Annotated in this window: 2 protein-coding genes; both read right to left on the bottom strand. The window is 67.7% G+C overall.

All coding sequences use genetic code 11. The features are described 5' to 3' along the window. Nucleotides 1-141: 141 nt before the first annotated feature. A complete protein-coding gene (locus GX414_10525) occupies nucleotides 142-2,598 on the bottom strand; it encodes an ATP-dependent Clp protease ATP-binding subunit (protein ID NLI47527.1) in 2,457 nt (818 codons plus the stop codon). 75 nt (nucleotides 2,599-2,673) lie between these two features. Beyond that, nucleotides 2,674-6,834: a hypothetical protein gene (locus tag GX414_10520; protein ID NLI47526.1), complete on the bottom strand. Its 4,161-nt coding sequence runs from the start codon at nucleotides 6,832-6,834 to the stop codon at nucleotides 2,674-2,676. Nucleotides 6,835-6,926: the final 92 nt, after the last annotated feature.

The following is a 6,926-nucleotide window of genomic DNA, read 5'->3' as shown; positions in this document are numbered from 1 at the left end:
TAAACCTCCACGCTGTAAAGTTGCAGGCGCGTTCAAAGCGTTGGATTATATCATCGACAGGAGTCCAATGCACCCTAAAAAACGCAGGTTGTTCCGGTCAGATGATCCGGCGGCCGGAATGGTTCAACGCAGGCAGGCAATTTATTGGGACCGGCTCACCAGCAGGGGTTGCCCCTGCCGGTTCTTCTCGCCGCTCAGGCGGTACGCGATCTCGCCCAGCTCGACGTAGGCCACGACCTGGGCCCCTTCCTGGATCTTCCCTTGGATCAGGATCTCCGAGACGGGGTCCTCGATGTATTTCTGGATGGCGCGCCGCAGCGGCCGGGCGCCGTAGGAGCGGTCCGAGCAGGTCTTGTCGATGATGAAATCGGGCACATCCGGCGCGATCTCGATGGTGATCTTGCGACGGGCGAGGTTGCGGTTGATCTCGGCGATGAGCAGATGGACGATGCGCCGCAGGTCGTCCGTGTCCAGCGATTTGAAGATGATCGTCTCGTCGATGCGGTTAAGAAATTCCGGCCGGAAGATCTTCTTGACCTCACTCTTGATCAGGTCGTGGGATTTCTTCTCCTCGGTCTTCTCGTCCACGCGGAAGCCCACGGAACCCCGGCGCTCCAAATACTTGGCCCCGATGTTGGAGGTCATGATCACGATGGTGTTCTTGAAATCGATGCGGTTGCCGAGGGAGTCGGTCAGGTGGCCCTCCTCGAACACCTGCAGCAGGATGTTGTACACCTCGAAATGGGCCTTCTCGATCTCGTCGAGCAGGATGACCGAGTACGGGTTGCGCTTCACCTTCTCGGTGAGCTGGCCGCCCTCCTCATGCCCCACGTAGCCCGGCGGCGAGCCGATGAGCTTGGCCACCGAATGCTTCTCCATGTACTCGGACATGTCGAAGCGGATCAGCGCCTGCTCCGAGCCGAACAGAAACTCGGTGAGCCGCTTGGCCACCTCGGTCTTGCCCACGCCGGTGGGGCCCAGGAACAGGAAGGAACCCACGGGCCGGTTCGGACTCTTGAGACCGGCCCGGCCGCGCCGGATCGCCCGGGCCAGAGCCGAGATCGCGTCGTCCTGGCTGATGATGTGCCGGTGCAGCTCCTCCTCCATGCGGAGCAGCTTGTTCATCTCCTCTTCCTTGATCTGGGCCACCGGCACGCCCGTCCAGCGCGCAACCACCTCCTCGATGTCCCCGCGGGTCACCACCGCCGGGTGGTCCAGGTCGATGTGCCAGCGCGTCCGGAAGTCCTCGGCCTCCTTTTGCAAGGCCAGCTGCTCCTCCTTGAGCCGGGCGGCTTCCTCGTAATCGCGCCGCCGGACCGTCGTCTCGATGACCTGCTTGATCTCACCGAGCTGCTTCTGAATCCGGAGCAGGTCCTCCGGGATCTCGGCGTAGCGGAGCTTGACGCGGGCGCCGGCTTCGTCCATCAGGTCAATCGCCTTGTCGGGCAGGAAGCGGTCGGAGATGTACCGGTTGGACAGGTACACCGAGGACTCGAGCGCGTCGTCCGTGTACTTGAGGTTGTGGAAGCTCTCGTAGCGCTCGCGGATCCCCCGCAGGATCCGGATGGTCTCGTCCTCGTTGGGCGCGTCCACCTTGATTGCCTGGAAACGGCGCTCCAGCGAGCGGTCCTTCTCGATGAACTTGCGGAAGTCGGCCGGCGTCGTGGAGCCGATGCACTGCAGCTCGCCCCGAGACAGGGACGGCTTCAGGATGTTGGCCGCGTCGAGCGAACCCTCGGCCGAACCGGCGCCCACCAGGGTGTGCAGCTCGTCGATGAAGACGATGAAATCCTTGTTTTCGATGAGTTCCTTCATGATGGACTTGAGGCGCTCCTCGAACTGGCCGCGGTATTTCGTCCCGGCCACGACCAGCGACAGGTCCAGCGCGATGATCCGTTTGTTGGTGAGGAACGGCGGGACCTTGCCGTCGACGATCCGCTGGGCCAGCCCCTCCACGATGGCGGTCTTGCCGACGCCCGGCTCGCCGATGAGCACCGGATTGTTCTTGGTGCGGCGGCACAGGATCTGGATCACCCGGTCCAGCTCGTTGTCGCGGCCGATGAGGGGATCCAGCTCCCCGCGGAAGGCGCACTCGGTCAGATCGCGGGAGAATTCGTAGACGACGAGGGGATCCTTCTTCTTGCGGGACGGCTTGCTCGGCTCCTCCGCGGTCTGGGACGAGCCGATGGCATCGCGGACGATGGAGAGCCGCAGCCCCTGCTCGTACAGCAGCCGGCCGGCGGTGGTTTGTTTCTCCCGCAGGAGGCCGAGCAGGATGTGCTCGGTCCCCACAAACTTGTTGCCCAGCAGCTCCGTCTCCTCGAAAGCGTTGTTCAGCACCCGCTTGGCGTCGCTCGACAGCGGGATCTCGATGGACGTGGAAATCTTCTCCCGCATCCGCGACTGGCTTTCGACCGCCTTGCGCAGCGACTCGAACGCCGGCTCCCCCTTCGGAAAGAACCGGCTGAGCTTCTTGTCCTCCCGGATCAGTCCGAGGAGGATGTGCTCGGCGTCGATGGTGCTGCTGCCCAGTTGGCTCGCTTCATACCGGGCGAAGAAAATCACCCGGCGGGCTTTTTCGGTGTATTTCTCAAACATGGTGTCGCCACTTCTCCCCCGGCGGATGCTCGGCACCTGCCGTCTCCCTTATGATGCACCAAAACCGCCCGCGTATCAAGGACGCCGACCGCCGTCGCCGGCCGGCAGGGGCGGCCGGCGGCGGTACACCTGGAAGAGGGTGTAGTCGGTCCGCTCCTCGTCCACCGGCACCCGGACCACCGGACAATCCGCCAGGTAGTCGAGGTGGGATTTGATGTAGGCGAGCCCCTGGCGCGACAGGAAGGCGAGAAACTCGCCGTGGGCCGTCTCGTCCATCAGCTCCGGGATGCCCTCGGCGAAGGTGGCCCGGGTCCGCGGGCTCGGCCGGGTGGCCGTGCCGGAACGGCGCGAGTGGAAGAGCGTGGTCCGGCCCACCGTGTCCAGATAGTGGACGTGCGGCTGCCAGCGGACCGCCCAGCGCTCGTAGCGGCGGTAGAAACGCTGGTTGAACGCATCGGACTCGGGAGTCGCCGCCAGTCCCCGGCTGACGTACTGGAGCAGTCGGGTTCCGGCCTCGGTGTAGGCCGGTTCCAGTCCGGAGTCGTCATAACGGAAATAGGCGAACCAGCCTTTGGGGATCCAGTACGACCGGAACAGGTACGGCGTGTAGCCGGAGAACTGCTGGACCCATTCGTGGGAGGGGTAGCCGTGCAGATTGAGATAGATGTCGGGCAACCAGCGGCTGTACAGGGCGTTGCGCACCCGCGCCTCCGTCAGCAGCGTGTCCGGCCGGTCCACCTCGTAGCCCAGGTCGATCCCCAGTGAGGTAAAGCGCCCTGCGTGCAGGCTGTGCTCGGGGGTCTGCTCGGCCAGGCGCACCGCCAACGCCGCCCCGTCGGGATTCTCCATGGGATGGAGGACAAAATTGACCTTGTCCCGGTAGGCCGTCCAGGCGGGATCCCGGGCCAGCAGCTCCATCAACTGGAGCAGGTAGCCGGTGGAAGCAACCTCGTTGGCATGCTGCCGCCCCGTGAGCATGAGCGTCGGCTTGTGCAGGGCCAGCTTGACCCGGCTCTGGATTTCGGCGGCGCTCGGCGCCAAAATCTCGGCGGCATACACCGGCCGGCCCTCGTACGACCGGCCGGCCCGGAAGACATGGTAGCCCGACTCGCCGGCCCAGCGCCGCATGACGGCGACGCACTCCTCCGGCCCCACCACATGGTCCGGCCGGAACGGCGGGGCGGGTTTCTCCAGGATGGGTTCAACCGCCGACGCGGGGGGGGGCGGGATGCTCAGCGTGAAGACGCCGGCGGCTTCGGGCGCGCGCACGTCCAGCTCCAGCGCCGCCAGGCCGAACCGGCCCAGCTCCGGGTCCGCCCCGGCGCACACCAGCTCCCGGTAGTGGGCGAAGAAGCGGCAGAACGCGTCGTACTCGGCGGCCGTCTTGAGCTCCACGCGGTAGCGCGCGCCGCAGACCGTCCGGTCCACCGACACGTACAGCGACTCGCAGTGCACCGTCGCGCCCTTGAGCGGCTCCAGCTTGACCTTGTCGGTGTGGGTGACGGACTCCAGGGTGGTGTAGTCGAGCGCGAGCTGCGGCGTATCGGTCAGCGGCAGCTCCAGCCTGAAGACGACCACGGGCCCCTTGCCCGCGGGCCCTCGCCTCACCAGCGGCAGCACGTTGCCCGGCGCGGCGAACGGATTGGCGCGAAAATAGCCCCCCTCGGGCTCCTTGGCGGCGTCCTTCTCCAAAATGTGGTTGATGAACTCGAGAGTCAGGAAGTAGAAGTCCTCGTGGAACGCCTCGAGCGCCGAGACGTGCTCCTCGTCGATCCCCAGCCGCTCGTCCGGTTCGCTTGCGGCCAGTTCCGCGGTGAGGCGGCGGAAGAACGGCTGCTTGTCGGGAGTGGGTTTGTTGCCCGTCGCCTTCCGGATCTGTTCCTCCAGCGCCGGGATCAGCTCGTCCTGGTAGACGGACCAAACCGCGCCCATATCCGTGGGCAGCGCCACACGTCCCACCTCCCGGCCGTCGCGGCGGACGATGAATCCGGCCATGGGTACCGGCGCCACGCCCCAGCTCGGGAAGCGGCGGAAGAAGGGACGCTCCTCGTACAGGGGGGTGAAGGCCTCGCTCAGCACCACGCGGCCGGCCCCGTTCCGGGCCTCCACCCGGTAGATCGGCTCTCCAGGCATCGCATCCACCTGGCGGAATTCCACCGCCTCGGGCGCAAGCCGGAGCTCGCGGGCCAGCAGCTCGTCCACCGGGAATAGCTCCTGCAGCCAGCCGGGAGTCTCGCCGTACACCTTGCGGAGCACCTCGCCCGCCGGCGCCCGGCCCTGGAAGTCGATGCGGACCGCTGTCACCCCCCGGCCGCGCAGTCGCGGCAGGACAGCATCCAGGAGCCAGGACAGCCCCTGCTTGTAGGCGCTGAGCACCCGCAGCGACCGGATCCGTCCCGGATAGTCCCGGTCCAGGACGGTCCGCAGCTCGCTCTCGAGGCGGGTGCGGCAGTCAACGGGTTCGCTGACGCGCACCTCCAGCTCCAGGCCGGCGTCCGCCGGCTGGCCGGCCAGGTACTGCCGCAGGCGCTCTTGAACCACATCGCCCTCCCATGGCAGTTCTTTCCGGATCTCGAAGGCGGTACGGTTCGCGTCGCGGCTGACGGCCGTCACGTCCCAGCCGCCGGCATACCGGGCACGGATGTACGCGACGAGCGGGGCGGCAATCTCGGGCGTGAGCCGATCCAACGTCAGCTCACCGCGCACTTTGAGGTCCGGGTTCGCCCCCAGCACGTCCAGCAGCGGCGCGCGCTCAGCCAGCAGCGCCGCGGCGGCCGCGGCCGGCTCCCGTCCCTGCAACCGGTTCAGGAGCTGCTGGCCCAGTTCAGCGACGCTGCGGTCCTCGTCCCGCGCCGCGTCGAGGTACGGATAGTAGCGCGCCAGGTAGTGGAGCGCTGCGCGCGCCGAAGCGGCGCTGTCACCGTGCACCAGCAGTTGGGGCGCCGCGAGCGGCTTGTCGTTGAACGCCCGGATCTCGCCTGTCCCTGGCCGGCGGGGCGCCAGATCCAGGCCCAGGTCGCGGAGCCGGCGGGCGGCCCGGTTGTCCACACCCGCGATGAGCAACGGGCCGGCTTTGCCCGGATCGCCCAGCTCGGTGTCCAGCCGGACAAGCGGGAAGCGGCAGCCGGCGGTCTCAAGGGCGATGCGGCCCGCTAGCACGGCCAGTTCGGCCGAGGTCTCCCCCGCGCCGGCCACCGTCCGGAAGACCACGTCGTCGGGGATGCGGTCGCCGTTGCCGTCGGTGTACAACCCGGCGGTCGAGTACAGGTCGTCCAGCCAGACCGGGCGGTCCAGCTTGACGGTGGTCTCCTGCCGGTACCGCCGGTTCAGAAAGCGGTCCGGCAGCGAGTAGCGCGGCACCACCGCCGGGGTGGTCCCGTCCGGCGCGGCCAGATGCAGCTCCAACGCCGCCAAGCCGGGGTAATTGAGGAGATCCGTGCGCCGCCCGGATTGCCGGTCGGCGGGAAGGCGCGCCAGGTCTGCGGCCACCTGCCCCCGCTCGGCCGCCGTCACCGTGATTGTCACGGTGAGCCGGGCGATCTCTCCGTCATCCAGCCCCCACCCCTTGAGCTCACGCGCCAGCCGTCCGGCCTCGTCGCGACGGCGGTCGAAGACGCCCCGGTTCTCGTACAGGACGGCCGTGATCGCCAGATCCCGCGGCCTGACGCCCAGCCCCGTCAGGTACCGGGTGATGTCATCCAGCACCGTCCGGTAGGTGACGCCGTCCGTCCGTCCCCAGATGTCCCACAGGTAGGGAAACCGCCCGAAGAAGGCGCGCGCCGCGTACGCTTCGGCCAGGGCGTCGGAGCCGTACAGAAACAGCGCCGGCCGGCCGGACAGCGTACCCTGCTGCAGCACCGCCCAGCCGCGCCCCGCGACGGCGCCCGGCGGCGTCGCAGCCGCCAGAGCGGCGGGCAGCAGCCGGTTGCCGCGGCCCACCACCACCGGATAGTCCGCGGGATCCGACGCCGGATCGCCCGGGTCAGCCATGAAGTCGAAACTCATGCCGGCGGACTCGAAGCCCAGCCGCTCGGCGATGGCCGCGGCCGCCAGGTGGTTGGGCGCCGCCGCCGTCAGGATGATGCGGGCGCGGATCGTGTCCGGCACCCCGTCGCCCGATGTGTCGCCAAGGAGCGCCCCGCTCTCCAACACCCGCTCCAGGCCGGGAGCCGGGTTCGCCGCCGGGATCAGCCCGGCCAGCATCATCATCGCCGAAAAGACGACCAGTCTGCGCATGGCATGTGCCCCAGGGTCAAGATGAGTGTCGTGTCAAGTATACATGGATTGGCGGCCGACCGGGTGACCGAAACGGAAGGGGTCCCCCCCGG

It is taken from the genome of Acidobacteriota bacterium, assembly GCA_012517875.1.
GTDB lineage: Bacteria > Acidobacteriota > JAAYUB01 > JAAYUB01 > JAAYUB01 > JAAYUB01.
The sequence above is the reverse complement of the archived record's forward strand: the minus strand, read 5'-3'. Positions and strand labels throughout refer to the sequence as shown.

Bases quoted from the DNA above. Each gene is read 5' to 3' on its own strand.
- GX414_10525 (NLI47527.1), bottom strand. From the start codon at position 2,598: ATGTTTGAGAAATACACCGAAAAAGCCCGCCGGGTGATTTTCTTCGCC.
- GX414_10520 (NLI47526.1), bottom strand. From the start codon at position 6,834: ATGCGCAGACTGGTCGTCTTTTCGGCGATGATGATGCTGGCCGGGCTG.